The 25,902-nt window shown below is 72.3% G+C and carries 15 protein-coding genes and 1 pseudogene; 5 read left to right on the top strand and 11 right to left on the bottom strand.

The window, feature by feature from the left end; all coding sequences use genetic code 11:
• Nucleotides 1-693: maltotransferase domain-containing protein (locus AQI88_RS39665; RefSeq protein ID WP_159050521.1), on the bottom strand; the 693-nt coding region annotated here is incomplete at its 3' end.
• A 359-nt stretch (nucleotides 694-1,052) separates the two neighbouring features.
• On the opposite strand from AQI88_RS39665, the gene AQI88_RS39670 reads away from it, so the two are divergent.
• Nucleotides 1,053-3,671 carry a glycosyltransferase family 1 protein gene (locus tag AQI88_RS39670; RefSeq protein WP_067010091.1) on the top strand — a complete coding sequence of 873 codons (2,619 nt, stop codon included), beginning with the start codon at nucleotides 1,053-1,055 and terminating at the stop codon, nucleotides 3,669-3,671.
• Between the two features lie 24 nt (nucleotides 3,672-3,695).
• Nucleotides 3,696-4,085, top strand: a complete 390-nt coding sequence (locus tag AQI88_RS39675; protein WP_208616048.1) for a hypothetical protein — start codon at nucleotides 3,696-3,698, stop codon at nucleotides 4,083-4,085.
• Here AQI88_RS39675 and AQI88_RS39680 read toward each other — a convergent pair.
• From AQI88_RS39680 to AQI88_RS39690, 3 genes are all read right to left on the bottom strand, one after another.
• Nucleotides 4,067-4,588: a DUF1990 domain-containing protein gene (locus AQI88_RS39680; protein ID WP_067010094.1), complete on the bottom strand. Its 522-nt coding sequence runs from the start codon at nucleotides 4,586-4,588 to the stop codon at nucleotides 4,067-4,069. The two genes, AQI88_RS39675 and AQI88_RS39680, sit on opposite strands and share 19 nt — an antisense overlap.
• 71 nt (nucleotides 4,589-4,659) lie before the next feature.
• Entirely contained in the window at nucleotides 4,660-6,324 is a 1,665-nt protein-coding gene (locus tag AQI88_RS39685) for a M4 family metallopeptidase (protein WP_067010095.1), read from the bottom strand.
• A 252-nt stretch (nucleotides 6,325-6,576) separates the two neighbouring features.
• Entirely contained in the window at nucleotides 6,577-8,613 is a 2,037-nt protein-coding gene (locus tag AQI88_RS39690; protein WP_067010097.1) for a M4 family metallopeptidase, read from the bottom strand.
• A 464-nt stretch (nucleotides 8,614-9,077) separates the two neighbouring features.
• Here AQI88_RS39690 and AQI88_RS39695 point away from each other — a divergent pair, with 464 nt between their 5' ends.
• Nucleotides 9,078-11,876 (top strand): galactose oxidase-like domain-containing protein, encoded by a 2,799-nt coding sequence (locus AQI88_RS39695; RefSeq protein WP_159050522.1) that lies wholly within the window; start codon nucleotides 9,078-9,080, stop codon nucleotides 11,874-11,876.
• An 18-nt stretch (nucleotides 11,877-11,894) separates the two neighbouring features.
• Here the strand turns inward: AQI88_RS39695 and AQI88_RS39700 are convergent, their stop codons facing one another.
• The gene (locus AQI88_RS39700; protein ID WP_067010099.1) at nucleotides 11,895-13,745 is read right to left on the bottom strand and encodes an ABC transporter ATP-binding protein; all 1,851 of its coding nucleotides are present in this window, start codon (nucleotides 13,743-13,745) and stop codon (nucleotides 11,895-11,897) included.
• Entirely contained in the window at nucleotides 13,742-15,535 is a 1,794-nt protein-coding gene (locus tag AQI88_RS39705) for an ABC transporter ATP-binding protein (RefSeq protein ID WP_067010141.1), read from the bottom strand. Before AQI88_RS39705 ends, AQI88_RS39700 begins: the two co-directional genes overlap by 4 nt.
• Before the next feature lie 212 nt (nucleotides 15,536-15,747).
• Between AQI88_RS39705 and AQI88_RS39710 the strand changes: the two are divergent.
• Nucleotides 15,748-17,454 (top strand): annotated as a pseudogene (locus AQI88_RS39710) (ABC transporter transmembrane domain-containing protein); the annotation flags it as partial.
• Nucleotides 17,455-18,224: 770 nt separating this feature from the next.
• Nucleotides 18,225-19,988 (top strand): ABC transporter ATP-binding protein, encoded by a 1,764-nt coding sequence (locus AQI88_RS39715; RefSeq protein ID WP_067010101.1) that lies wholly within the window; start codon nucleotides 18,225-18,227, stop codon nucleotides 19,986-19,988.
• A 223-nt stretch (nucleotides 19,989-20,211) separates the two neighbouring features.
• Here the strand turns inward: AQI88_RS39715 and AQI88_RS39720 are convergent, their stop codons facing one another.
• From AQI88_RS39720 to glgX, 5 genes are all read right to left on the bottom strand, one after another.
• The gene (locus AQI88_RS39720; protein WP_067010105.1) at nucleotides 20,212-21,456 is read right to left on the bottom strand and encodes a glycosyltransferase family 39 protein; all 1,245 of its coding nucleotides are present in this window, start codon (nucleotides 21,454-21,456) and stop codon (nucleotides 20,212-20,214) included.
• The gene (locus AQI88_RS39725) at nucleotides 21,453-22,187 is read right to left on the bottom strand and encodes a dolichyl-phosphate beta-glucosyltransferase (RefSeq protein WP_398697801.1); all 735 of its coding nucleotides are present in this window, start codon (nucleotides 22,185-22,187) and stop codon (nucleotides 21,453-21,455) included. Before AQI88_RS39725 ends, AQI88_RS39720 begins: the two co-directional genes overlap by 4 nt.
• 155 nt (nucleotides 22,188-22,342) lie before the next feature.
• Nucleotides 22,343-22,870 (bottom strand): hypothetical protein, encoded by a 528-nt coding sequence (locus AQI88_RS39730; RefSeq protein WP_067010108.1) that lies wholly within the window; start codon nucleotides 22,868-22,870, stop codon nucleotides 22,343-22,345.
• 11 nt (nucleotides 22,871-22,881) lie between these two features.
• Nucleotides 22,882-23,388, bottom strand: a complete 507-nt coding sequence (locus AQI88_RS39735; RefSeq protein WP_067010111.1) for a SigE family RNA polymerase sigma factor — start codon at nucleotides 23,386-23,388, stop codon at nucleotides 22,882-22,884.
• 127 nt (nucleotides 23,389-23,515) lie between these two features.
• Entirely contained in the window at nucleotides 23,516-25,762 is a 2,247-nt protein-coding gene (glgX, locus tag AQI88_RS39740) for a glycogen debranching protein GlgX (RefSeq protein ID WP_208616053.1), read from the bottom strand.
• Between the last annotated feature and the right edge of the window lie 140 nt (nucleotides 25,763-25,902).

Below are 25,902 nucleotides of genomic sequence, written 5' to 3' on the forward strand. Positions count from 1 at the left end.
GGGATCGGAGGCGGTGACCAACTCCCGCAGCGGATGGCGGGACAGCACCGCGTCCACCTCCGGTGACAGTGCCGCCGCGAGCCGCCAGGCGGCCGGGCGGTCCTCGTCCCGCAGCGCGGCAGCGGTCTCCAGCACGGTGTCCCGCTGCTCTTCGGGGACCCCGGCGGCCGCCCGCTCGTACAGCCGTGCGCCCTCCTCCAGGACCAGACCGGTGTCGATGCCCGCCGGGATCTTGATCTGTGCGTGGTGCCGCCAGGTGGCGACCGGATCCGACCAGGCCTCCACCGTGTAGGTCCAGTGGCCGGGCTCGCCCGCCGTGACGGTGGCGCCCCAGCGGTCGGTGCCCGGGGCGAGTTCGCGCATCGGTGTCCAGGGGCCCGGGCGGCCCCCGGGATCCCGCAGCACGACGTTGGCGGCGACGGCGTCGTGTCCCTCCCGGAAGACGGTGGCCGACACCTCGAACGACTCGCCCGTCACGGCCTTGGCGGGCCTGCGCCCGTGCTGCACCACGGGGCGTACGTCGAGGACGGGGATACGGCCGACGACCGTGGTGGTGCCGGCCGGAGCCGGGCGCTGCGGGGCCGGGTCGCGGAGGTTCTCCGCCGGCGTTCCCGTTTTCTTACCCGAAGTTTTCTTTCCGGCCGTCCTGCTGGTGGCCGGGTGGGCTGACGAGTGGTGGTGCGTGGCGGGCATGACCGCTCCTGTCCGCTTCAACGTGGGTGTGGGCGGAGGGATATGGGGAGGTGGGTCCTGCGGAAGAGCTGTGTGCTGCTGTGGGGCGTACCGGAGGAGCCTTCCCACCCTATTCGGGTGGGCAATCCGGCACTTTGTTAACTACTCACGCGTATGTCTACGCACAAGACCGGCCCACTTTTCCAGGTGCCCGCCGACCGCGTCCCCACGCCCCGGCGCCGCCCGCGCCGTGCTCCCTCCGCGCCCCGACACCCGCTCCGGTACGTCCCCACCGACCCCCCGGTAACCACTACCGTCGACACTGACGACGAGACGTACAGTGCTGTGCGTCTCACCCCGTAACGCGTCCGAGGTGGAATGTGAAGGCGATCCGTCGGTTCACCGTCCGTCCCGTTCTCCCCGAACCCCTCCGGCCGCTGAGCGACCTGGCGCGCAATCTGCGCTGGTCCTGGCATGCGGAAACGCGCGATCTGTTCCAGTCCGTCGACCCCGAACGCTGGGCCGCCGCCGAGGGCGACCCGGTGCGGCTGCTGGGCGGGGTACGCCCGGCCCGGCTCGCCGAGTTGGCCGGGGACCGGCGGTTCCTGCGCCGGCTGACCGCGGTCGCCGACGAGCTCGACGACTATGTGACCGGAGACCGCTGGTACCAGCAGCAGGGCGACGGGCTGCCCGCCGCCGTCGCCTATTTCTCCCCGGAGTTCGGCATCACGGCCGCCCTGCCCCAGTACTCCGGCGGGCTCGGCATCCTGGCCGGCGACCATCTGAAGGCGGCCAGCGATCTCGGGGTCCCGTTGATCGGTGTCGGACTGCTCTACCGGCACGGCTACTTCCGCCAGACCCTGTCCCGGGACGGCTGGCAGCAGGAGCACTATCCGGTGCTCGACCCGTACGAGCTGCCCCTCAGCCTGCTGAAGGAGGCCGACGGCACTCCGGCCCGGGTCTCCCTCGCCCTGCCCGGCGGCCGGGCGCTGCACGCCCGGATCTGGCTGGCCCAGGTGGGCCGGGTGCCGCTGCTGATGCTCGACTCGGACGTGGAGGAGAACGACCTCGGCGAACGCGGGGTGACCGACCGGCTGTACGGCGGTGGCAGCGAACACCGGCTGCTGCAGGAGATGCTGCTGGGGATAGGGGGTGTCCGGGCCGTGCGGACCTACTGCCGGCTCACCGGGCACCCGGAGCCCGAGGTGTTCCACACCAACGAGGGACACGCCGGCTTCCTCGGCCTCGAACGGATCGCCGAACTGTGCGACGCGGACCTGGACTTCGACTCCGCGCTGGAGGCGGTACGGGCCGGGACCGTGTTCACCACGCACACCCCCGTCCCGGCCGGCATCGACCGGTTCGACCGGGAGCTGGTCGCCCGGCACTTCGGGGCGGACGCCGAACTGCCGCGCATCGACGTGCAGCGGATCCTGGCGCTGGGCATGGAGACCTACCCGGGCGGCGAGGCGAACCTGTTCAACATGGCCGTGATGGGGCTCAGGCTGGCCCAGCGGGCGAACGGGGTCTCGCTGCTGCACGGTCAGGTCAGCCGGGAGATGTTCGCCGGACTGTGGCCGGGATTCGATTCCGAGGAGGTGCCGATCACCTCGGTCACCAACGGGGTGCACGCCCCGACCTGGGTCGCCCCGGAGGTGCTCCGGCTGGGCGTTAGGGAGGTCGGCGCCCAGCGGGCCGAGGACGCGCTGACCGTCGGCGCCTCCGAGCGCTGGGACTCCGTCGAGGACATCCCGGACCAGGAGATCTGGGAGCTGCGCCGCACCCTGCGCGAACAGCTGGTGCTGGAGGTACGGGACCGGCTGCGCGCCTCCTGGCGGCAACGCGGAGCCGGGAACGCCGAGCTGGGCTGGATCGACGGCGTGCTCGACCCCGACGTCCTGACCATCGGCTTCGCCCGCCGCGTCCCCTCCTACAAGCGGCTCACGCTGATGCTGCGGGACCGCGACCGGCTGATGGAACTGCTGCTGCACCCGGAGCGGCCCCTCCAGATCGTCGTCGCGGGCAAGGCGCATCCGGCGGACGACGGCGGGAAGCGGCTGGTGCAGGAGCTGGTGCGGTTCGCCGACGACCCGCGCGTGCGCCACCGCATCGTCTTCCTCCCCGACTACGGCATGGGGATGGCGCAGAAGCTCTACCCGGGCTGCGACGTCTGGCTGAACAACCCGCTGCGCCCGCTGGAGGCCTGCGGCACCTCCGGGATGAAGGCCGCGCTCAACGGCTGCCTCAACCTCTCCGTACTGGACGGCTGGTGGAACGAATGGTTCAAGCCGGACTTCGGCTGGGCCATCCCCACCGCGGACGGCGCGGGTACCGACCCGGACCGCCGCGACGCCATCGAGGCCGCCGCCCTCTACGACCTTCTCGAACAGCGGGTGACCCCGCGCTTCTACGAGCGCGGCCGGGGCGGGCTGCCCGACCGCTGGATCGAGATGGTCCGTCGCACGCTCACACTGCTCGGCCCGAAGGTGCTGGCGGGCCGCATGGTCCGCGAGTACGTCGACCGGCTGTACGCGCCCGCCGCCCTGTCCCAGCGCGCGCTGACCCCGCAGACGGCAGGTGAACTGGCCGCCTGGAAGGCCAGGGTGCGCGCCGCCTGGTCGGGCGTGAGCGTGGACCACGTCGAGACGACGGCCCAGGCGGCCACCGCGGAACTGGGCACGACCGTGGGCCTTCGGGTGCGGGTGGGGCTGGGCGAGCTGAGCCCCGACGATGTCGAGGTGCAGGCGGTCTCGGGCCGGGTCGACGCCGAGGACCGCATCACCGACGCCACGACGGTCCCGCTGAAGCCGACCGGGGCCCCCGACCTGGAGGGCCGCCGCCTCTACGAGGGCCCCCTCTCCCTGGACCGCACGGGCCCCTACGGCTACACGGTCCGCATCCTGCCGGCCCACCGCCTCCTCGCGGCGAGCGTGGAACTGGGGCTGGTGGCGGTGCCGTCGCAGGAGACGGTGGAGGGGGCGGGGGTGCTGCTGCGCTGACGCCCATGGGATTCAATGGCGCCCATGGACGACGACGAGCCCGTGCTGACCGAGGCCACGCTGGAGGAGATCTACCACGTCGTCAGGGAGCCGGGATTCAGCGCGTACTTCCTGCTCGGCGCCGAGGACGAGGTGGAGACGGTCAGCGACGTCGACGCCTGGGTGCGGCTTCCCGACGGCAGCAAGTGGACCGCCTCGATGCTGACGCTCGACGCGGTCGCCGAGGTGCTGACGCGCTGGAAGGCGACCGGTGAGCACGGCGGCGGCGCCTTCTTCGCCTGCCCGGACCTCGTGATCGTGCCCGAGCCCGGGGTGCCCGCCATGACGGCGGCCCTCCGCGAGATCGTCGCGGAGGGTCCTCGGGGCACTCTGCAGCCCCTGCCCGACCCGGACGCTCAGCCCTCTTCGAACTGAGCGCACAGCCGCTTCAGCACCGCCCCGCACCTACGGGCGTACGCGTGCTGCAAGCCCCGGGTCGCCGGCCCGCCCGCGCGGGCGTACCACTTCCGGCCGCGGCTGAACGCGGCGACGGTCAGCCACACCGTGCCGTCACCCGTGCGGTCGACCACGAAGGCCTCCTCGCCGCACTCGGGGTGGCCTTCCAGGGTGCCGTAGGCCCAGCCGGCGCGGCGGGGTTCCTCGACCGTCCAGATGATGCGGCAGGGGGCCTTGATGAGGCCGGCCAGGGTGACCGTGACGTCGACATCGGGAGCCGCCCGGTCCGCGGTGGCGTCGATGCCCACGCCCAGGGCGCGGTGCATCTCCCAGGTGAGGACCGCCTCGGCGGCCCGGTGGAAGACCTCCGGGCCCTCGCCGAGGCGCGTGCGCACGAGCAGGGGGTGGAAGCCGGGCGGGCAGGAGGTCAGGTCGTCGCGGGTCGTGCCGACCGGCTCGTAGGTGAAGGGCGCCGAGGACATGGGTCACAAGCGTAGGGCGGTACCCGGGACGCCTTCCGCCCGGGTACCGCCCTCACTCAAGTGCCCTGAGGTCAGCTGACGTTGACTGCCGACCAGGCCGCAGCGACCGCCTTGTACTCGGTGCTGCCGGAGCCGTACAGCGCCGCCGCCGCGCTCAGCGTGCCGGTGCGGGCCGCCTTGTAGTTGGTGGTCGACGTGAAGTACGTCGTCAGCGCCTTGTACCAGATCTGCAGCGCCTTGTCCCGGCCGATGCCGGTGACCGTGGAGCCGTTGGACGTCGGGGAGTTGTACGACACCCCGTTGATCGTCTTCGCGCCGCTGCCCTCGGAGAGCAGGTAGAAGAAGTGGTTCGCGACGCCGGACGAGTAGTGGACGTCCAGGTTGCCGACCGAGGAGGACCAGGAGTCCGCCGAGCCGCCGTCCTTGCTGGGCTTGTCCATGTAGCGCAGCGGGGTGCCGTCGCCGTTGATGTCGATCTTCTCGCCGATGAGGTAGTCGCCCTTGTCGGACGCGTTGTTGGCGTAGAACTCGACACCGGTGCCGAAGATGTCGGAGGTGGCCTCGTTCAGGCCGCCCGACTCGTCCGAGTAGTCCAGACCGGCGGTGTTGGCGGTGACGCCGTGGCTCATCTCGTGGCCGGCCACGTCCAGCGAGGTCAGCGGGTCGGTGTTGCCCTCACCGTCGCCGTAGGTCATGCAGAAGCAACTGTCGTCCCAGAACGCGTTGACGTACGAGCTGCCGTAGTGCACGCGGGAGTACGCGGCCTTGCCGTCGTCCTTGATGCCGGAGCGGCCGAAGGTGTTCTTGTAGAAGTCCCAGGTCTCCTGCGCGCCGTAGGCGGCGTCGGCGGCCGCGGTCTGGTCGGTGGCGGAGCTGGAGGCGGTGCCGGTGCCGAAGACGTTGGTCGAGCTGGTGACCAGGGTGCCGGTGCCGGAGCTCGTGCTGTGCTTCACGTTGTACGTCTTGTGACCGCCGCGCGTGCTGTCGTTCAGCTGGTACGTCGAGCCCGACTGCGTGGTGTTGAGGCTGACGCTGCCCGAGTACAGCGTCTTGCCGGTGCCGGTCGCGTTCTCGATGCCCTGGTACTGGAAGAGCTTCTTGCCGGTGGCGGCGTCGGTGATGACGTGCAGCTGGTTCGGGGTGCCGTCGTCCTGGAGGCCGCCGACGATCGTCTCGTAGGCGAGGACGGGCTTGCCCGAGCCGGCCCAGATCACCTTGCGCGCGCCGTTCGCCGAGTTCTTGGCGGAGCCGAGGGTCTTGGCGGCGCCGACCGCCTGCTTCTCGGCCTTGGCGGCGGAGATCTGCGGCTTGAGCGAGGCCACCTTGATGGCCGACTTCGTCGCTCTGGTGACGCCCTCGGTCTTGCCCGACTCGGCGGTGTGCACGACCAGGTCGCCGCCGAGCACCGGCAGGCCCGCGTAGGTGCGCTCGTAGCGGGTGTGGACGGTGCCGTCGACGTCCTTGACGACGTCCTTGACGACGAGCTTCTCCTTGGCGCCGAGGCCTATGTGCTGCGCGGTCTCGGCAGCGGCGGCCTGGGCCTTCTGGACCAGGGTGGTACGGGCAGCGGCGGACAGCGCGGTCGGGGCGGCGGCCAGAGGCTTGGCGGCGGCGATCCCGGCCGGGGTCTGGGCGCTGGCACTGGTGGTCAGACCAGTGGTGAGCAGGGCTCCGGCAGCGACAGCGGTGGCGATGGCCAGAGTGGTGCGCTTGTGACGCGCGTAGAGGGGGCTCACGAAAGCTCCTTCTCGTGGGGGAGACCGGGCAGTGTGGGGTTACTGGCCGGTGAGTATGGCGTTGTGAAGTTGCGGTGCTGCTGCGGCGGGTGAAGGAACTGTGGCATCAGCGCCGCGTACATGTCAGGACCCTGAAGTGATGTTGGCCGAAAACCGACTGTCCGGTAAACGTTTCAGCTATGTAAACGGGCGCCGCCCGAGGGTGTCGGAACCCTCCGGCGGCGCCGTGTTCCCGCGCTGGTGGTGTGCGGTTTACGGGAACGTCAGCTTCCAGCTGTTGATGGTGCCGACGTCCTGTGCCGCCTGGTCCTGGACCTTCAACTTCCAGGCACCATTGGCCGATTCGGAGGAAGCGTTGACCGTGTAGGTCTCTTTCACATTGTCCGCCGAGTCGGACGAGGAGAAGTTCTTCAGGCGGTAGGAGGTGCCCGACGGACCGACGAGATCGATCACCAGGTCACCCCGCCAGGTGTGCGTGATGTCGACGCTCACCTGAAGGTTGCTTGGCGCATTTCCGCTCCTGCCGGAGACGGTGATCGAGGAGGTCACCGCGGGCCCGTTGTCCGGGATCGACACCGGCGAGGTGTTCTCGTACGAGGTGCCGCCACCGCCGCCACCGCCCGAGCGGGAGCCGACGGCGACGCCCGCCCAGGCGTCCTGGACGGCCTTGTACTCGGCGCTCGTGGTGCCGTACAGCTCGCCGGCCGCGGCGAGGGTGCCGGTGCGGGCGCCCGCGTAGTCGGTGGTGGACGTCCACTTGGTGGTCAGCGCCCGGTACCAGATCTGCAGTGCCTTGTCCCGGCCGATGCCGGTGACCGGAAGGCCGTCCGCGGTGGGCGAGTTGTAGCTGACGCCGTTGATGACCTTGGCGCCGCTGCCCTCGCTCAGCAGGTAGAAGAAGTGGTTCGCGGGGCCCGAGGAGTAGTGCACGTCGAGGCCGCCGAGACCCGAGTACCAGCTGTCCTTGGACGCGCCGTCCTTGCTGGGCTTGTCCATGTAGCGCAGCGGGGTGCCGTCGCCGTTGATGTTGATCTTCTCGCCGATGAGGTAGTCGCCGACGTCCTTGCTGTTGTTGGCGTAGAACTCCACGCCGGTGCCCATGATGTCGCTGGTCGCCTCGTTCAGGCCGCCGGACTCGTCGCTGTAGTCGAGGCCGGCGGTGTTGGAGGTGACGCCGTGGCTCATCTCGTGCCCCGCGACGTCCAGCGAGGTCAGCGGGTCGGCGTTGCCGGAGCCGTCGCCGTAGGTCATGCAGAAGCAGCTGTCGTCCCAGAACGCGTTCACGTACGCGTTGCCGTAGTGGACGCGGGAGTAGGCGCCGACGCCGTTGTTCTTGATGCCGCTGCGGCCGAAGGTGTTCTTGTAGAAGTCCCAGGTGACCGCGGCGCCGTAGTGGGCGTCCGCGCCCGCGGTGGCGGCGTTGGACGTGGTGCCGTTGCCCCAGGTGTCGTTGGTCTGGGAGAACAGGGTGCCGGTGCCCGAGGAGCCGTGGTTCAGGTTGTACGTCTTGTGGTTGCCGCGTGCCCCGTCGTTCAGCGTGTAGTTGGACCCCGACTGGGTCGTGGTCAGCGTCACCTGGCCGCTGTACTGGGTGTTGCCGACGCCGGTCTCGATGCCCTGGTGCTCGAAGAGCTTCTTGCCCGTGGCGGCGTCGGTGATGACGTGCAGCTGGTTCGGGGTGCCGTCGTCCTGGAGGCCGCCGACGACGGTCTCGTACGCGAGGACGGGCTTCCCGGAGGCCGCCCAGATCACCTTGCGCACGCTGTCCGCGGCCGACTTGGTGCTGCCGAGGGCCTTGGCGCGCTGCACGGCCTGCTTCTCGGCGGCCGACTTCGTCACGGCCGGGGTGAGACCGGCGATCTTCAGCGTGGCGTTGGCGGCCTTGATGACGCTCTTGACCGCGCCCGACTTGGCGGTGTCGACGATCAGGTCGCCGCCGAGCACCGGCAGGCCCGCGTACGTGCGCTCGTAGCGGGTGTGCAGGGTCCCGTCGGCGTCCTTGACGATGTCGTGGACGACCAGCTTTTCCTTGCTGCCGAGGCCGATCGCCCTGGCCGTGTCGGCCTTTTCGGCATCGGCGTGCCGGATCAGCTCGGCGCGCTGCGAGGGCGAGAGCTTGAGGGCCACGTGGGCGGGGTTGACCTTGCCGGCCTGCGGCTTCGCCGGGGCGGCGGACGCGGCGCCGGACTGGAGGGCCGCGGCGATCAGGGCGGCGACGCCGGCGAGGGCGACGGTGGCGGTGCGGCGGTGCGCTATGTGGGAGGTGCGTCTGCGAGAGGTGCTGCTCACACTGACTCCTTCTGCGTGACCGCGGGTCGCGCGGCCAGGGGAGACCGGACGGTGGGTTGGGACGTCCGGGCAGAACAGGGCGTTACGCGGAACCACGTGCAGGTGCAGAGCCGGCTCACGCGAGCGTGCGCGAACTGTGGGGTTGTTGTGAGTCGGCCGTGGGAAGAGTGGCAGGGGATCAGCGCGTCTGTCAGGACCGCGTCATAAATTTGGCTGGAAATCGTTCGTTGACCGGTTGTTCATGTTCGGTATGCGAACCGTTGGAGTGGACGGGCTCTGTCCACCGCGCTCGCCGTGACGCAGGGGCGGCTCTTCAAGCCCGGGCGCGCGGTTACGCAAGCCGCGCGCCCGCGCACGACCATCCGGCCGCCGGACTCCCCGGCGCCGCTGCTCGAGCACCGGGCCACCGGCACAGAATGAGCTGATTGCTCAGAATGGGCGATTACGTCAACGGGGAGGCTGCGATGAGCAGGTGGGTGTACGTCGGTGGCGGCTCGGGGCCGGACGGGACCGGGGGTGCGGCACAGGTGCTCGCGGTGCACGCGGCACTGCTGCCGGCCGGACAACAGGGCCGGGTGCTCTATTTCTCGGGCAGTCAGTGGGTGGAGGCTCCCTTATGGGAGGCCATCGAGAACGAGCCGAACCCGGTGGCCGATTCCCGCTATCCCGCGGGAAAGGCCCAGATCGATCACACCAGGCTGTACGACTGCGCGACACGACAGGTGTCCAATCCGGGCTCGCCGGACGCCGACCTGTTCTGCAGCGGCCACGCGTTCCGGCCGGACGGGCGGCTGGTCGTCGCGGGCGGTACGCAGCACTGGCCCGACCCCGCCGAAGGGGATCCGCACCACGCGCACTGGAGCGGCACGCGCGCCAGCTGGCTGTTCGATCACACGGCGCAGTTCCGGGCCCAGCCCGGAGCGGCCGTCACGGCACTCTGGCACGGCGACCGGCACCTCGACCTCTTCACCACCGGTACGGACGGGGCGGTCTGGAGCAGCTGGTGGGAGCCCGGCACCGGGTGGGTGCCGTGGTTCCAGATCCAGCCGAAGGTACGGATGCGACCGGGGGCGACGGTCACCGCGCTGTGGCGGAACGCCGACCACCTCGACCTCTTCGTCACCGGCACCGACGGGGCGGTGTGGAGTACGTGGTGGGAGGCCGGACCCGGCTGGCGGCCCTGGTTCCTCGTCCACCCCGAAGTGAAGATGCAGCCGGGCGCCACGGTCACCGCGCTCTGGCACGGTGACCAGCACCTGGACCTGTTCGCCACGGGCACGGACGGGGCGGTCTGGAGCACGTGGTGGGACCCCGGCAGTGGCTGGCGGCCGTGGTTCCTCATCCACCCCGAAGTCAAGATGCGCCCCGGCGCCACGGTCACCGCGCTGTGGCGGAACGCCGACCACCTCGACCTCTTCGTCACCGGCACCGACGGGGCGGTGTGGAGCGCCTGGTGGGAGGCCGGACCCGGCTGGCAGCCCTGGTTCCTCGTCCACCCCGAGGTGAAGATGCAACCGGGCGCCACGGTCACGGCGCTGTGGCGGAACGCCGACCATCTCGACCTGTTCGTCACCGGCACGGACGGGGCGGTGTGGAGCGCCTGGTGGGAGGCCGGACCCGGCTGGCGGCCCTGGTTCCTCATCCACGCCGAAGTGAAGATGCAGCCGGGCGCCACGGTCACCGCGCTCTGGCACGGTGACCAGCACCTGCACCTGTTCGCCACGGGCACGGACGGGGCGGTCTGGAGCACCTGGTGGGACCCCGGCAGCAGCTGGCGACCCTGGTTCCTCATCCACCCCGAAGTCAAGATGCGCCCCGGCGCCACCGTCACCGCCCTCTGGCACGGTGACCAGCACCTGGACCTCTTCGCCACGGGCACGGACGGGGCGGTGTGGAGCGCCTGGTGGGAGCCCGGACCCGGCTGGCAAGCCTGGTTCCTCATCCTCAACGGGCAGTTCTGGGTGTTCGCGGGAGATCTGAGCCGGGATCCGGCCCAGCGGGCGGCGGGCGCGCCCATGGGCGGCGGACGGTGGTATCCCACGCTCGTGACGCTCGCGGACGGCGGCGTCTTCGCACTGACGGGACATCCGCTGATCGGGATGTACGGGGACCGGCGCTACGACTACGACGAGCGGCACAACAACACCAAGCCGGAGATCTACCACCAGCAGAGCAACTCCTGGCAGGGCGTGGACAAACAGCTCGGGGTGAGCGGGGCCCACGACTACGCGGTCTACTACCCGCGGCTGCATGTGCTGCCGCACACCGGCGAGATCTTCGTCGTACAGCCTCTCTACAGCCGGATCGTGACCACCAACCCGCAGTCCGGCAACCTGTATTCGGCGAATCCGGACGACACCTCGCCGCCCTACGCGGTGGATGTCATGGACAAGAGCCTCTGCTACAGCACCGGTGGTCAGCAGGTCACGCGCGCCTTCACCGGGCCGCAGGCGATCGACGGGATGTACCTGGACCGCTTCTTCACGAGCCAGCCCACCACCTCCGTGCTGCTGCCGTTGCACCACGAGGAGAACTACCGCCCGCGGGTCCTGGCCTGCGGCGCCCAGCAGGCCGTCGTCACCGACCTCGGGGCCGCGAACCCGCAATGGACGCCCACGCCGGCGCGCACTCTGACCGACCCCGGCTCGGGCCGGCCGCCGGTGCGCTACTTCTGCACCGCCACGCTCCTGCCAACAGGAGACGTGCTCGTCTCCGGAGGCGTCACCAAGGAGATGTACAAGGAAACCGACGGCGTCCGCACGGCCGAGCTGTACCACCCGTCGGCGGCCGGCGGCAGCTGGAGCACCGGCGCGGTCGCGGCCGAGACCCGGGGATACCACTCGGTCGCGCTCCTCACGCCCGACGGCCGCGTGTGGACGGCCGGCTCGGAGTTCAACGACACCTCGACCCCGAACCTCTCCATCGAGCTGTTCGAGCCCGACTACGTGGCGGTCGCCGACCGGGTGACCGTCAAGTCCGCACCGGGCGCTGTCGGTTACGGCCAGAGCTTCCGCGTCGAGTACACCCCGACCTCCACCGCCACTGCGATCGCGAAGGTCGTCCTCATGCGGTGCGGCTCCGTGACGCACTCCTTCGACGGCGACCAGCGGTATGTGAGCGTGCCGTTCACCGGCGCGGGCTCCTCGCTCACCGTCACCGCACCCCCGGACGGCACCGTGGCGCCTCCCGGCTTCTACCTGCTCTGGCTGATCGACGCCCATGGCCTGCCGTGCAAGACGGCACCCTTCGTCAGGGTCGGCTGAGCCCGCATCGCGGACCTGCTACGCCAGGCTGTCCCGCCAAGCCCGGTGCAGGTCCGCGAACCGGCCCGTGCCCGCGATGAGTTCGTCCGGCCGGCCGTCCTCGACGATCCGGCCGTGCTCCATGACCAGGACCCGGTCCGCGATCTCCACGGTGGACAGCCGGTGCGCGATCACCACGGCGGTACGGCCCCGCAGCACCGTCGACATCGCCCGCTGCACGGCCCGCTCGCCCGGTATGTCCAGGGAGCTGGTCGCCTCGTCCAGGATCAGCACCGCCGGATCGGCAAGCAACGCCCGGGCGAAGGCGACCAGTTGGCGCTGCCCGGCGGAGATGCGCCCGCCGCGCTTGCGTACGTCCGTGTCGTACCCGTCGGGCAGCGCGCTGATGAACTCGTGCGCGCCGATCGCCTTCGCGGCCCGCTCGATCTCCTCACGGGTGGCGTCGGGCCGGCCGATCGCGATGTTGTCCGCGACCGTGCCCGAGAACAGGAACGCCTCCTGCGTCACCATGACCACCCCGCGCCGCAGCTCGGGCACCGCCAGCACGCGCAGGTCGACGCCGTCCAGCAGCACCCGGCCCTCGGAGGGGTCGTAGAAGCGGGCGAGCAGCTTGGCCAGGGTCGACTTGCCCGCGCCCGTGGAGCCGACGACGGCGACCGTCTGCCCGGCCGGGAGGGTCAGGTCGAAACGGGCCAGCACCTCGCCGCCGGTGCGGTACGCGAAGCGGACCCCGTCGAAGACGACCTCGCGCCCCGGCAACTCGCCCTTCGAAGGCGGCAGTTCGCGGGGCGCCGAGGGCTCCGGCACGGACGGCGTCTGCGCCAGCAGCCCGGCGATCTTCTCCAGGGAGGCGGCCGCCGACTGGTAGGAGTTCAGGAACATGCCGAGCCGGTCGATCGGGTCGTACAGCCGCCGCAGGAACAGCACCGCCGCCGCCAGCACCCCCAGCTCCAGCGAGCCGGACGCCACCCGGTAGGCCCCCCACAGCACGATCGCCGCGACCGCCGTGTTGGCCACCAGCCGGGAGCCGATCACGTACCGGGCCATCTCCAGCAGCGCGTCGCCGTTCGTCCGCTCGTGCCGCCGGTTCAGTACGGCGAGCTCGGCGTCGTTCGCGGCCTCCCGGCGGAAGGCCCGCACCGGCCGGATGCCGTTCATCGTCTCCACGAACTTCACGATCACCGCCGCGATCGCCGTCGACCGCGCGCGGTACACCCGCCCCGCGCGCCGCTGATAGAGCCGGACGAGCAGGTACAGCGGCACGAAGGAGACCAGCGCGACCGCGCCGAGGCCGAGATCCAGCCAGAGCAGCATCGCCGAGATGTAGACGAAGGACAGGACGACGGTCACCAGCTCCTGGAGCCCCTCGTCGAGGAGCTCGCGCAGTGACTCGACGTCCGTCGTGGAGCGGGAGATCAGCCGGCCCGAGGTGTACCGCTCGTGGAAGTCGACGCTCAGTGCCTGCGCGTGCCGGAAGATCCGGCCCCTGAGGTCCAGCAGCACGTCCTGGCTGACCCGGGCGGAGGCCTCGATGAACGCGAACTGCAGCCCGCCGGAGACCAGCGCGCACAGCAGATAGCCGACGGCCACCGCGATCAGCGGCCCGTGGTCGTGGTCCCGGAGCGCCGGTACGGCGTTGTCGATGGCGTACGCCACCAGCAGCGGGCCCGCCTGCACGGCCGCCTGCTGGAGCAGCAGGAGAACGGTGGTGAGGGTGACCCGCGACCTCATGGGGGCGAGCAGTGAGCGCAGCAGGGCGGCCGTGGCGCCGGGCGGGGTGGGCAGGACGTCGCGGTCGAAGGGGTCGTCGGCCTGCTGGGTCCGGGGGAGCTGGTCGTCGTCCGTGGCAGGGGTGGCGGTCGTGGTCATCGCTTGCCCTCGTCTTCCCCTTGTTCGCCGGACATCAGGTGTGCGTACTCGGCGTTGGTGCGCAGCAGTTCCTGGTGGGTGCCGACGGCGCTGATCCGGCCCCCCGACAGCAGCGCGACACGGTCGGCGAGCAGCACTGTGGACGGCCGGTGGGCCACGATCAGCGCGGTGGTGTCGGCGAGGACCTGGCGCAGCGCGGCCTCCACGGCGGCCTCCGTGTGCACGTCCAGGGCGGACAGCGGGTCGTCCAGCACCAGGAACTCCGGGCGGCCGACGACCGCGCGGGCCAGCGCGAGGCGCTGCCGCTGGCCGCCGGACAGGCTCAGTCCCTGTTCGCCGACCTGGGTGTCGGTGCTCTGCGGGAGCGTGTGCGCGAAGTCGGCCTGCGCGACGGCGAGGGCCCGGTCGAGGTCCGCCTTTCCGGCGCCGTCCGCGGCCCCCATCAGCACGTTCTCGCCGACGCTCGCGGAGAAGAGGGTCGGCTCCTCGAAGGCGACCGCGACCCTGGCGCGCAGTTCCTCACGGGACATGGCGGTGATGTCCACGCCGTTCAGGGTGATGTGGCCGGAGGTGACCTCGTGCAGACGGGGGATCAGGGCGGTGAGGGTCGTCTTTCCGCTGCCGGTGGCTCCGACGAGGGCCATGGACTCGCCGGGGCGTATATGGAGGTCGATGCGGGTGAGGAGGGGCGGGGAGCCGGGCGGGGCGTCGGGGTAGCGGAACCGGACGTTCTCGAAGCGGAGTCCTGCCTCGCTGCTGGTCGGGGGCGAGGCAACCGCGGCTGTCGGTGTCGCGTCTTCCGGCACCTCGTCCATCACCTCGAAGTACCGCTCGGTCGCCGTCGCCGCCTCCTGGCTCATCGCCAGCAGGAAGCCGATCGAGTCCACCGGCCACCGCAGGGCAAGTGCCGTACTCAGGAAGGCCACCAGCGTTCCGGCGGACAACGCACCGTCGGCCACCCGCACGGCGCCCAGCACCAGCGCCGCCCCGATCGCCAGCTCCGGAAGCGTCACGATGACACCCCAGATGGTCGCCAGCAGCCGCGCCTTGCGCAGCTCCGTGCCGCGCAGGGTGCCCGACAGCTCCCGGAACGCCCGCGCCTGGCTGCGGTGCCGGCCGAAGCCCTTGATGATGCGGATGCCGAGCACGCTCTCCTCGACGACCGTCGTCAGGTCCCCGACCTGGTCCTGTGCCCGGCGCGCCACCTCGGCGTAGCGCCGCTCGAAGACCACGCAGGTCCACATCACCGGGACGGCGGGTCCCAGGATGACCAGCCCGAGCACCCAGTCCTGCATCAGCATGATCACCACGCCGACGAGGATCGTCACCCCGTTGACCAGCAGAAAGGTCAGCGGGAAGGCGAGGAACATGCGCAGCAGCATCAGGTCGGTCGTGCCCCGGGAGAGCAGTTGGCCGGACGCCCACCGGTCGTGGAAGGACACGGGCAGCCGTTGCAGCCGGCGGTACAGGCCCGCCCGCATCTCGGCCTCCACGTGCGACAGGGGCCGGGCCACCAGCCAGCGCCGTATCCCGAACAGGACCGCCTCGGCGAGACCGAGCAGCAGCAGGTACAGCGCGCCGAGCCACACCCCCGCCGGGTCCCGGTCGGCGACCGGCCCGTCGACCATCCACTTCAGGACGAGCGGGATCACCAGCCCCGTACAGGAGGCGACGACCGCGACGAACGCGGCCGTGAACAGCCGGGTGCGCACGGGACGGACGTACGGCCACAGCCTCAGCAGGGTGCGTACGGCGGAGCGTTCCTCGGTGGTTGCACGTGTCGTCGCCATCATCGCGAGCCTACGGATCCGCACTGACAACGCCCACCGAGTTTTGGCCGGACCCGGCTCGGTCCCTGGTCCTACGACCAGCGCGTTCGAGGGGGCTCGCAGTTTGTTCACCGCATGGCTTATTCGATGGAGTGCCCGCTCTCGTCCTCGGTACCTTCGAAGTCTCCTGGCCGGTCCGCGATTCCGTTGCGGCCGGGTGGATCGGGGGCAGGATGATCGACGCGTACGAGGATCCGGGCACGCCCGACACACGTGGCGGCTGGCACTACCTGTGGTGGCTCGTGCTGCGCCAGCCGGGCCGGTCGCTGGCCGGTGCGCTGCTGGGCAGTGTGTGGCTGGTACTCATGGCCGCGCAGCCGTACATGATGGCGCGGGCGGTGGACGACGGGCTCGTGCCGGGCCGCCTGGGCGTGCTGGCCCGGTGGACGGTCGCGATGTTCGCGCTCGGGGCGCTGAACTCCTGGCTGAGCATCATGCGGCACCGCACCATGACCCGGGTGCGGATGGACGCCAACTTCCGCACGGTCAAGCTGGTCGTCGGGCACGCGGCCAGACTCGGGGCGGTGCTGCCGCGCCGGGCCGGGGCCGGCGAGGTCGTCACCATCGGGGTCGGCGATGTGCAGACCCTCGCCCAGGCGCTGACCGCCCTCGGGCCCGGGGTGGGCTCGGTCGTGGTGTACCTGGTGGTGGCCGGGCTGCTGCTGGCCGTCTCGGCGCCGCTGGCCGCGGTGGTGCTGCTCGGGGTGCCGGTGATCGCGCTGCTCACCGGACCGCTGACGCTGCGGCTGCAGGGCGCGGAGAGCGAGTACCGGGAGCGCCAGGGCGTGCTGACGGCGCGCATCGGGGACCTCGCGGGCGGGCTGCGCGTCCTCAACGGACTCGGCGGCAAGGGGCTGTTCGCGGACGCCTTCCGGACGGACTCGCAGCGGCTGCGCGCGCAGGGCTACCGGGTGGGCGCGGTGGCCAGCTGGGTGCAGGCGCTCGGTATGGGCCTGCCCACGCTGTTCCTGGCCGTGGTGACCTGGCTGGCGGCCCGGATGGTGGCCCAAGGGTCCATCACCGTGGGCGAGTTGGTGTCGGTGTACGGCTATGCGGCGGTGCTGATCGGGCCGGTGGCCTTCGTCGTGCAGATGACCTACGACCTGAACCGGGGCGTGGTGGCCGCCCGCCGGGTCGTGGGGCTGCTGCGGCTGGCGCCCGAGCCGGACGAGGGCAGGCTGCCCGCGCCGGACGGGCCGGCCGAGCTGCGCGACCCGGCCTCCGGGGTGCGGGCGGTGCCGGGCCGGCTGGTCGCGCTGGCCGCCGCCCGCCCCGCCGAGGCCGCCGCCGTCATCGACCGCCTCGGCCGGTACGGGCCCACCGACGCGACCTGGGGCGGGGTACGGCTCGACGCGGTCCCGCTGGCCGACGTACGAGCCCGGATCCTGGTCGCCGACAACGAGGCGGACCTGTTCGCCGGAGCGCTGAAGGAGGTCGTCGCCGCCGAGCACACGGCCGGGGAGGCGGCTGTGCGGCGGGCGGTGTACGCGGCCGCCGCCGAGGATGTCGTACGCGGGCTGCCGGACGGACTCGATTCGGTGGTGGCGGGGCAGGGCCGCAGCCTTTCCGGCGGGCAGCGGCAGCGGATCCGGCTGGTGCGGGCGCTGCTGGCCGACCCCGAGGTGCTGCTCGCCGTGGAGCCGACGTCGGCGCTGGACGCACACACCGAGGCCACGGTCGCCGAGCGGCTCCGGGAGGCGCGAAGGGGCCGTACGACGATGGTGACGAGCACCTCACCGCTGGTGCTGGACCGCGCGGACACCGTGCTGTTCCTGATCGACGGCAAGGTGGCGGCGAGCGGACCACACCGACGCCTGCTGGCCCAGGAGCCCGGGTACCGGGCGTTGGTGGCCCGGGACGTTGAGGACGCCGAGGAGGCTTGGGGCGCCGAGGAGGCCGGGGGCGTCGGGGGCGTCGAGGAGGCTGGGGAGGCCGGTGGCACCGAGGAGGCCGGGGGCGTCGTGGACGCCGAGGGCGTTGAGGAGGCCGGGGGCGTCGGGGACGTTGGGGGCGTCGAGGAGGCTGGGGACGCTGGGGAGGCCGGTGGCATTGGGGGCGTCGAGGAGGCCGGTGATGTCGAGGGCGCCGGTGAGGCTGGGGGCGTCGGAGGCGTTGAGGAGGCCGGGGGCGTCGAGGAGGCTGGGGGCGTCGTGGACGCCGAGGGCGTTGAGGAGGCCGGGGAGGCCCGTGGCGTCGGGGGCGCCGAGGAGGCCGGGGACGCCGAGGAGCATGAGCGCGTCGGGGAAGCCGGTGACGTCGGGGGCGCCGATGAGGCTGGGGGCGTCGGGGAGGCCGGGGGCGCCGGGGACACCGATGAGGCCGGTGGCGCCGAGGAGGCCGGTGGCGCCGGGGAGGCCGGTGGCGCCGGGGACGCCGGGGAGGCCGGGGACGTTGAGGAGGCCGGGGACGTCGTGGACGTCGAGGAGCATGAGCGCGTCGGGGAAACCGGTGACGTCGAGGGCGCCGATGAGGCCGGTGGCGTCGGGGACGTTGGGGGCGTCGGGGGCGCCGAGGAGGCTGGGGAGGCCGGGGGCGTCGAGGAGGCCGGGGTCGTCGGGGAGGCTGGGGGCGTCGGGGAGGCCGGGGACGCCGGGGAGGCCGGGGACGTCGAGGACGTCGAGGACGGCGCGAGCGCCGGGGAGGTCGTGCGGTGACGGTGGACAGGGGGCTGCTGCCGGTCGCGGACCGGGGCCGGGTGCGGCGGGCGACCGCGCGGCTGGTGCGGGCCGACGGGCGGGCGTTCGCCGCCGCCCTGGTGCTCAACGCGCTGGCGGCCGGGGCGGGGCTTGCCGGGCCGTGGCTGGTCGGGCGGATCGTCGACGAGGTACGGGCGGGGCACGGGGTCGGGGCGGTGGACCGGCTGGCGCTGTGGATCCTGCTGTGCGCGCTGGCCCAGCTGCTGCTGGCGCGCTGGGCGCGGTACGTGGGGCACCGGTTCGGGGAGCGGACGCTGGCCCGGGTGCGGGAGCAGTACGTCGACCGGGTGCTGGCGCTGCCCGCGTCGACGGTGGAGCGGGCCGGTACCGGCGACCTGACCGCGCGGGGCACGGCCGATGTCGCGATCGTCGGCACGACGCTGCGCGACATCGGCCCGGAGCTGCTGGTGAGCGGCGTACAGGCGCTGTTCGTGCTCGGCGCGGTGTTCGCGCTCGACCCGGTGCTGGGCCTGTTCGGCGTGCTGGGCCTCACGCCGATCTGGCTGGCGCTGCGCTGGTATCTGCGGCGGGCCCGGGACGGTTACCTCGCCGAGGGCGCGGCCACCTCCGAGGTCGCCGAGATCGTGGCGGCGACGGCGGCCGGGGCGAGGACGGTCGAGGCCTTCCGGCTCCGGCGGCGGCGGACCGCGGCGAGCCGGGACGCGCTGGAGAAGTCCCGCCGGACCCGGCTCTACACGCTCCGCCTGCGGACCGTGTTCTTCCCGGCGGTCGAGGTGACGTACACCGTCCCCGTGGTGGGTGTGCTGCTGCTCGGCGGATGGCTGCACCAGCGCGGCGCGGTGGGCGTCGGCACGGTGGTGGCCGCGGCGCTGTATCTGCGCCAGTTCACCGAACCGCTGGACCAGATCCTGATGCGGGTGGAGCAACTCCAGAGCAGCGGCGCCTCGTTCGCCCGGGTGGAGGGGCTCGCGCAGGCGCCCCGGGCGGAGGCGGACGGCAGCTGCCCGGAGCCGGCGGACGACCGGATCGACGTGTGCGGGGTGCGGTACGCCTACGAGCGCGGCGGCGAGGTGCTGCGCGGGGTGGACCTGACGGTACGGCCCGGGGAGCGGCTCGCCGTGGTGGGCCCGTCCGGGGCGGGCAAGACGACCCTGAGCCGGCTCCTCGCGGGCATCGACACGCCCGGGGAGGGCACGGTGACGGTGGGCGGGATCCCGGTCGCCGCGCTGGAACCGGAGCGGCTGCGCCGCCAGGTCGTCCTGGTCACCCAGGAGCACCACGTCTTCCTCGGCACGGTCCGCGACAACCTCCTCATCGCCGAACCGGCCGCCGAGGACGCCGACTTGTGGGCGGCGCTGACGGCGGTGGGCGCCGAGGACTGGGTCCGCGACCTCCCGGGCGCCCTGGACGCCCCCCTCGGACCGCACGGCCACCCCACCGACGGCTCCCGGGCCCAGCAACTGGCCCTGGCCCGGGTCGTGCTGGCCGACCCCCACACCCTGATCCTCGACGAGGCCACGGCCCTCCTCGACCCCACCACCGCCCGCCACACCGAGCGCGCGCTGGCCGCGGTCCTGGAGTCCCGCACGGTCATCGCCATCGCCCACCGCCTCCACACGGCCCATGACGCGGACCGGGTGGCGGTCATGGAGGACGGCCGCCTGACGGAACTGGGCACCCACACGGACCTGGTGGCAGCGGACGGGGCGTACGCGGCCCTGTGGCGCACGTGGCACGGGGACGGCACCGCTTCCTGACCGGGGCGCTACGGGGCCGGATACGGCAACAGCCCCGCCGCGATCTTCTCCCAGGCCCCCTTCGGCTCGGCCGGCAACTCGGGCCGGTCCGGGGCGAGTTCGGCCTGTCCACGCAGGTCCTCGGCGAGGTGGTACAGGTGGTCCTGGCCGGCTGCGTCCTGCCTCCTGGCCCGAGCGGGCCGCTCGCGGCGTCGAGGAGCTTTCCGGCAGGCGGGATCAGGGCCTACGGCACCCCGAGTTCGAACAGCGCGTAGCCCGCGTACGAGCCGGAGGCCAGGGCCGCGATGCCGAGCACCGTGCACTGGACGCGCAGGCTGAGCCGGCGCATCGCCACGGCCAGGGGGATGAACAGCGGGAAGCAGGGGAGCAGATAGCGCGAGACGTTGGCGAAGATCTGCTGGCTGCCGAGGACCAGGGCGAGGGTGAGGACTGTGTGGACGACCAGGACCGCCGGGGGGCGCAGCCGTAGCAGCAGGGGGATGAGCGCGAACGCCAGCAGGACGACTCCTACGGCTATGACGTCCGCGAAGGGGAACGCCGACAGGTAGGTGAAGTGGCCCACCGGTAGGGAGGTCAGCACGTCGAAGGTCTGCTTGCCGTAGTCAAAGCTGTGCGCCCAGGCGCCCGACTGGAGCTTGAAGTAGCCGCCGTAGTCGCCCATACGGTGGCCCACCCAGCCGAGGTAGCCGAGCAGGCCGAGCGGGGCCAGGGCCAGGGCGAGCAGCGGGCGCAGGACGCCGTCGCGGCGGTCGCGCAGCGCGCACAGCGCGGCGACGGCGAGCGCGGCGATCAGCGCGGCGGCCGTGGGGCGGTTGAGTCCGGCCGCGAAGGTGAGGACCCCGGCGGTGAGCCATCGGCGGGTCATGACCGCGTAGCAGGTCCAGGCGGCCAGGGCGATGTAGAGCGAGTCGGAGTAGACCGCCCACTCCACGCCGGAGCCGGGCCAGACCGCCCACAGCCCGGCCGCGGCGAGACCGGCCCGCCGGCCGCCGAACCGCTCGGTGACGGCGTAGATCCCGAGGGCGGCGGCGAACGAGGCGAGGACGGAGACCAGGATTCCCGCGCCGTACGAGCCGAGGCCGGTGACCGCGGACGTCAGCCGCATCAGCGCCGGGTAGAGCGGGAAGAACGCCGCCGAGTTGCCCTCCAGCGTGATCAGGCCGGTGGCGCCCGGGATGTGGACGAGCTTCGGGTCGTAGCCGTGCAGCGCGATCTGCTGGTACCACCAGCCGTCCCAGGTGGCGAGCACGTCCCAGGTGTGCGCTCCGCCGCCGAAGCGGGGGTCCTTGGTGCGGAAGTCACCGGCCGAGTCCAGCAGGAACATGAAGGAGCAGAAGCCGACGAGCTTCAGGGCGCCGTAGAAGGCGAGGACCGGGCCGTGGCGGCGGGCGGCGGCGCGCAGGCGCCCGCGAAGGGCGGGCGGGTGTTCCGGGGCCGGTGCGGGTATGCGGTGCAGGGTCGTGGTCATGCGGCGCTCGATCCCGTACGGCGGCGGCCCCGTTGCCGCCGCATCCGGGCGATGCCGCGCAGGTCGGCCAGCGCGGTGGCGAGGATGTCGACCCGGCTGTCGGGGTCGTCGACCCAGTCCACCGGCACTTCGTGGATGCGCAGTCCCGCCCGCTCGGCGAGCACCAGCAGCTCGGTGTCGAAGAACCACTCCCCGTCCCGCACCTGCGGCAGCAGCCGTTCGGCGACATCGCGCCGTACCGCCTTGAACCCGCACTGCGCATCCGAGAAGCCGACGGCGAGCGTGCAGCGCAGCAGGATGTTGTAGCAGCGGGAGATGACCTCCCGCTTCGGGCCGCGCACCACCCGGGCGCCGGCCGCGAGCCGGGTGCCGATGGCCAGGTCGGAGTGGCCCGAGATCAGCGGCGCGACCAGCGGCAGCAGCGCCGCGAGCCCGGTGGACAGGTCCACGTCGGTGTACGCCAGCACGGGCGCCCGCGAGTGCGACCAGACGGCGCGCAGCGCCCGGCCGCGCCCCTTCACGGGCAGCCGTATCCACTCCACCTCGGCCAGTTCGTCCGCGAGCCCTTCGGCGATGCCCGCTGTGCCGTCCGTGCTGGCGTTGTCGGCGATGGTGATCCGGAACGGGTAGGGAAACGTCTCCCGCAGGTGCGCGTGCAGCCGCCGGACGTTCGGCCCCAGGTCCTTCTCCTCGTTGAACACCGGCACGGCCACGTCCAGGACGGGCTCCACGTGGTGGGTGGGCAGAGGTGCGCGCCGGGGCCGCGGGGTCCTGGCCGGTGAAGTCCGGCCTGGGCGGAGGTTTATCACGTAAGTCCCTTACGTTCTCGTGTGCGGGGCGCGCCGGAGGCACGCGCGGCGGTGAAGTGACGGGAGGTGGGCGCCTGCTATCCGGTCGGGCCGGCCACCATGGAGGGGTCGGACGTTGCGTCGGCCGGCGGGCTCGCCGAATCCGTGGGCGGCGGCGAGGTGACCGTGCCCCGGGAGGTGGCGGTCGCCGTGGCCGTCTCGGTGGGCGGGGCGCCGGAGGCCGGGGCGGAGCTCCCCGGCGCCGCGGGCGGCACGGAGGTCTCCATCGTCCCGCCCGGGTTCGGCGACTGCGTCGCGGACGAGCTGGGCGGCGGGCTCGGCGAGTCGTCCGGCGAGGGCGAGGTGGTCGGAGTGGGCGCCGGGCTGACGACGGGCCTCGGGTGCGGCGCGCTCGGCTGGTCCGTGCCCGGTGCGTGCGGCCACAGGAGCAGCCCGAGGCCGAGCCCGGCGACCGCCAGGACCGACCCGGCGGCCCGGCGTGCCACCCGCACCCGGCGCCGGGTCCGCACGCCCGCGTGCAGCCGCTCCCGGTGCCCGGCCTCGAAGGGGCTGTGTTCCTGGGTGCCGTGCATCAGCTCGGTCAGCTGCCGTTCGAAGTGATCCATTGCTTCTTCCCTCACCCCACCGGCTCGATGACGTCGGCCAGCAGCCGGCGCAGCCGGGCCACCCCGCGCGCGGCATGGGACCGGGCCGTGCCCACCGGGCAGCCCAGGGTCTGAGCGACCTGCCGGTCGGGCAGGTCCTGGTAGTAGCGCAGCACGACGGCGGCCCGCTGCTGCGGGCTCAGCTGTGCGAGCGCCGCCTCCAGCCGGGAGCGCTCGGCGACGGTCGCCGACAGGTCGCCGGACGCCGCCGTCTCGGGCAGTTCCTCGACGGGCCGCTCGCCCCACCAGCGCCGCCGGGCCGAGCGGGCCGCGGCCCGGGCCAGCACCTTGCGCACATACGCCTCCGGCGCCTCGTCGGCGACCTTCGGCCAGACGAACCACAGCTTGACCAAGGACTCCTGCAACAGATCCTCGGCACGGTGCCGATCGCCCCCGGTGAGCAGACGGGCCAGATGGAACAACACCGACCAGCGGGCCGCCACGAACGCGTCGTACTCACCGGCCCGAGCCTGCTCCATCCTCACGGTTCCTGTCCTCGCCGGCTGTCTTTCCACAAGGGGAAAGGCCCTGGCCCCCCTCCCGCGCTGCACTCGACGGGTGTGATCCGCGTCACGCACACAGGGTGCGCACGGATGTCACACAGCGTCAGTCGACCCGCAGCAGCAGCACGGCCCGAGCCGGAACCGTGATCTGCGCACCGGCCGGGTGGACCGTGCCCGGTGCCTCGGTCTGGTCCTCGCGGGAGGTGTCGACCAGGACCTCGTAGCGCTCGGCCCAGGGCGGGCCCGGCAGGACGAAGCCCGTCGGGTTCTCGCCCGCGTGCAGCACCGCGAGGAAGCTGTCGTCCAGGACCGGCGCGCCCCGCTCGTCCCGGCCCGGGATGTCCCGTCCGGACAGATACATGCCAAGCGTGGCGGCGGGTGCGTACCAGTCGCCCTCGGTCATCTCCTCGCCCCGGGAGGTGAACCAGGCCAGGTCGCGCAGTCCGTCCGCCGAGTGGGCGCGCCCGGAGAAGAAGGCGCGGCGGTGCAGCACCGGGTGCCGGTGGCGCAGCTTGATCAGCCGGGACGTCAGGTCGTACAGGGGGCGCCAGTCCGGGTCCTCCAGCAGGGACCAGTCCAGCCAGCTGATCTCGTTGTCCTGGCAGTAGGCGTTGTTGTTGCCGCGCTGGGTGCGGCCGAGTTCGTCGCCGGCGACCAGCATGGGCACGCCGGTGGACAGCAGCAGGGTCGTCAGGAGGTTCCTGAGCTGCCCGCGCCGCAGTGCCCGGACCTGCTCGTCGTCCGTCTCCCCCTCCGTCCCGCAGTTCCAGGCGCGGTTGTCGTCCGTGCCGTCCCGGTTGTTCTCGCCGTTGGCCTCGTTGTGCTTGGTCTCGTACGACACCAGGTCGCGCAGGGTGAAGCCGTCGTGCGCGGTGACGAAGTTGACCGAGGCGTAGGGGCGGCGGCCGCCCCAGGCGTACAGGTCGCTGGAGCCGGACAGCCGGTAGCCCATCTCCCGTACGTCGGGCAGCGCATGGCGCCAGAAGTCGCGGACGGTGTTGCGGTAGCGGTCGTTCCACTCCGTCCACAGCGGTGGGAAGGCGCCCACCTGGTAGCCGCCGGAGCCGATGTCCCACGGCTCGGCGATCAGCTTCACCCGCCGCAGCACGGGGTCCTGGGCGATGACCGCCAGGAACGGGGACAGCATGTCGACGTCGTGCATCGAGCGGGCGAGCGCGGCCGCCAGGTCGAAGCGGAAGCCGTCCACGCCCATCTCCGTCACCCAGTAGCGCAGCGAGTCCGTGATCAGCCGCAGCACCTGGGGCTGGACCACGTGCAGGGTGTTGCCGCAGCCGGTGTAGTCGGCGTAGCGGCGGGCGTCGTCCTGGAGGCGGTAGTAGCCGCGGTTGTCTATGCCCTTCAGGGAGAGGGTGGGGCCCAGCTCGCCCGCCTCGGCGGTGTGGTTGTAGACCACGTCGAGGATGACCTCGATGCCGGCCGCGTGCAGCGCGCGGACCATCCGTTTGAACTCGCCGACCTGCTGGCCCGTCGTCCCGGAGGCGGCGTAGGCCGCGTGCGGGGCGAAGTAGCCGATGGAGTTGTAGCCCCAGTAGTTCCTCAGGCCGCGGCGCAGCAGGTGGTCCTCGTGCGCGAACTGGTGGACGGGGAGCAGTTCCACGGCCGTGACCCCCAGTTTCACCAAGTGCTCGAGCGCGGCCGGGTGCGCCAGCCCGGCGTAGGTGCCGCGCAGTTCCCCGGGGATGCCCGGGTGCAGCTTGGTGAAGCCCCGGACATGCAGCTCGTAGATGACGGAGTCGGCCCACGGGGTCTTCGGCCGGCGGTCGTCCTCCCAGTCGTCGTCATCGTCCACGACGACGCCCTTGGGGAGGTGCGGTGCCGAGTCCCGGTCGTCGCGCACGGTGTCGGCGACATGCTGCTCCGGCCAGTCCCGGACGTGCCCGTAGACCTCGGGCGGCAGGCCGAACTCGCCGTCCACCGCGCGCGCGTACGGGTCCAGCAGCAGCTTCGCCGGGTTCCAGCGGGCGCCCACCCAGGGGTCCCAGCGGCCGTCCACCCGGTAGCCGTAGCGCTGCCCGGGCATCACGCCGGGCACGAAGCCGTGCCAGATCTCGTGCGTCAGTTCGGTCAGCGGAACCTGCGTCTCCCGGCCGTGTGCGTCGAACAGGCACAGCCGGACCGCCTCCGCCCCGGCCGCCCACAGCGCGAAGTTGGTGCCCGCGACCCCGTCCGGGCCGACCCGGAACCGGGCCCCCAGCGGAGTCGGCGCACCCGGCCACACGGGCGGGGCGGGCGGTACGGAGCGACGGGAGCCGCTCACCGCGGCGGCAGGGTGGCCGCTCCCGGCGGCCGGCTCCTCGGCCCGTGCCCGCTGCTCCGCTGCGCTCGTCACCTGTCGGCCCCTCTTTCAGTGGCTCGCCCCCGGGGCGCAGTCGGCCGTGCCGAAGAGCCGAGGGTGCCCTTCGGCACGCTCGGCCGCCCGGTACGGCTGCGCCCCGACGGCTCCGGCACGGGCGCGGCGGCTCCCCTTCG

The organism is Streptomyces cellostaticus, from assembly GCF_001513965.1.
In the GTDB taxonomy this organism is placed as follows: domain Bacteria; phylum Actinomycetota; class Actinomycetes; order Streptomycetales; family Streptomycetaceae; genus Streptomyces; species Streptomyces cellostaticus.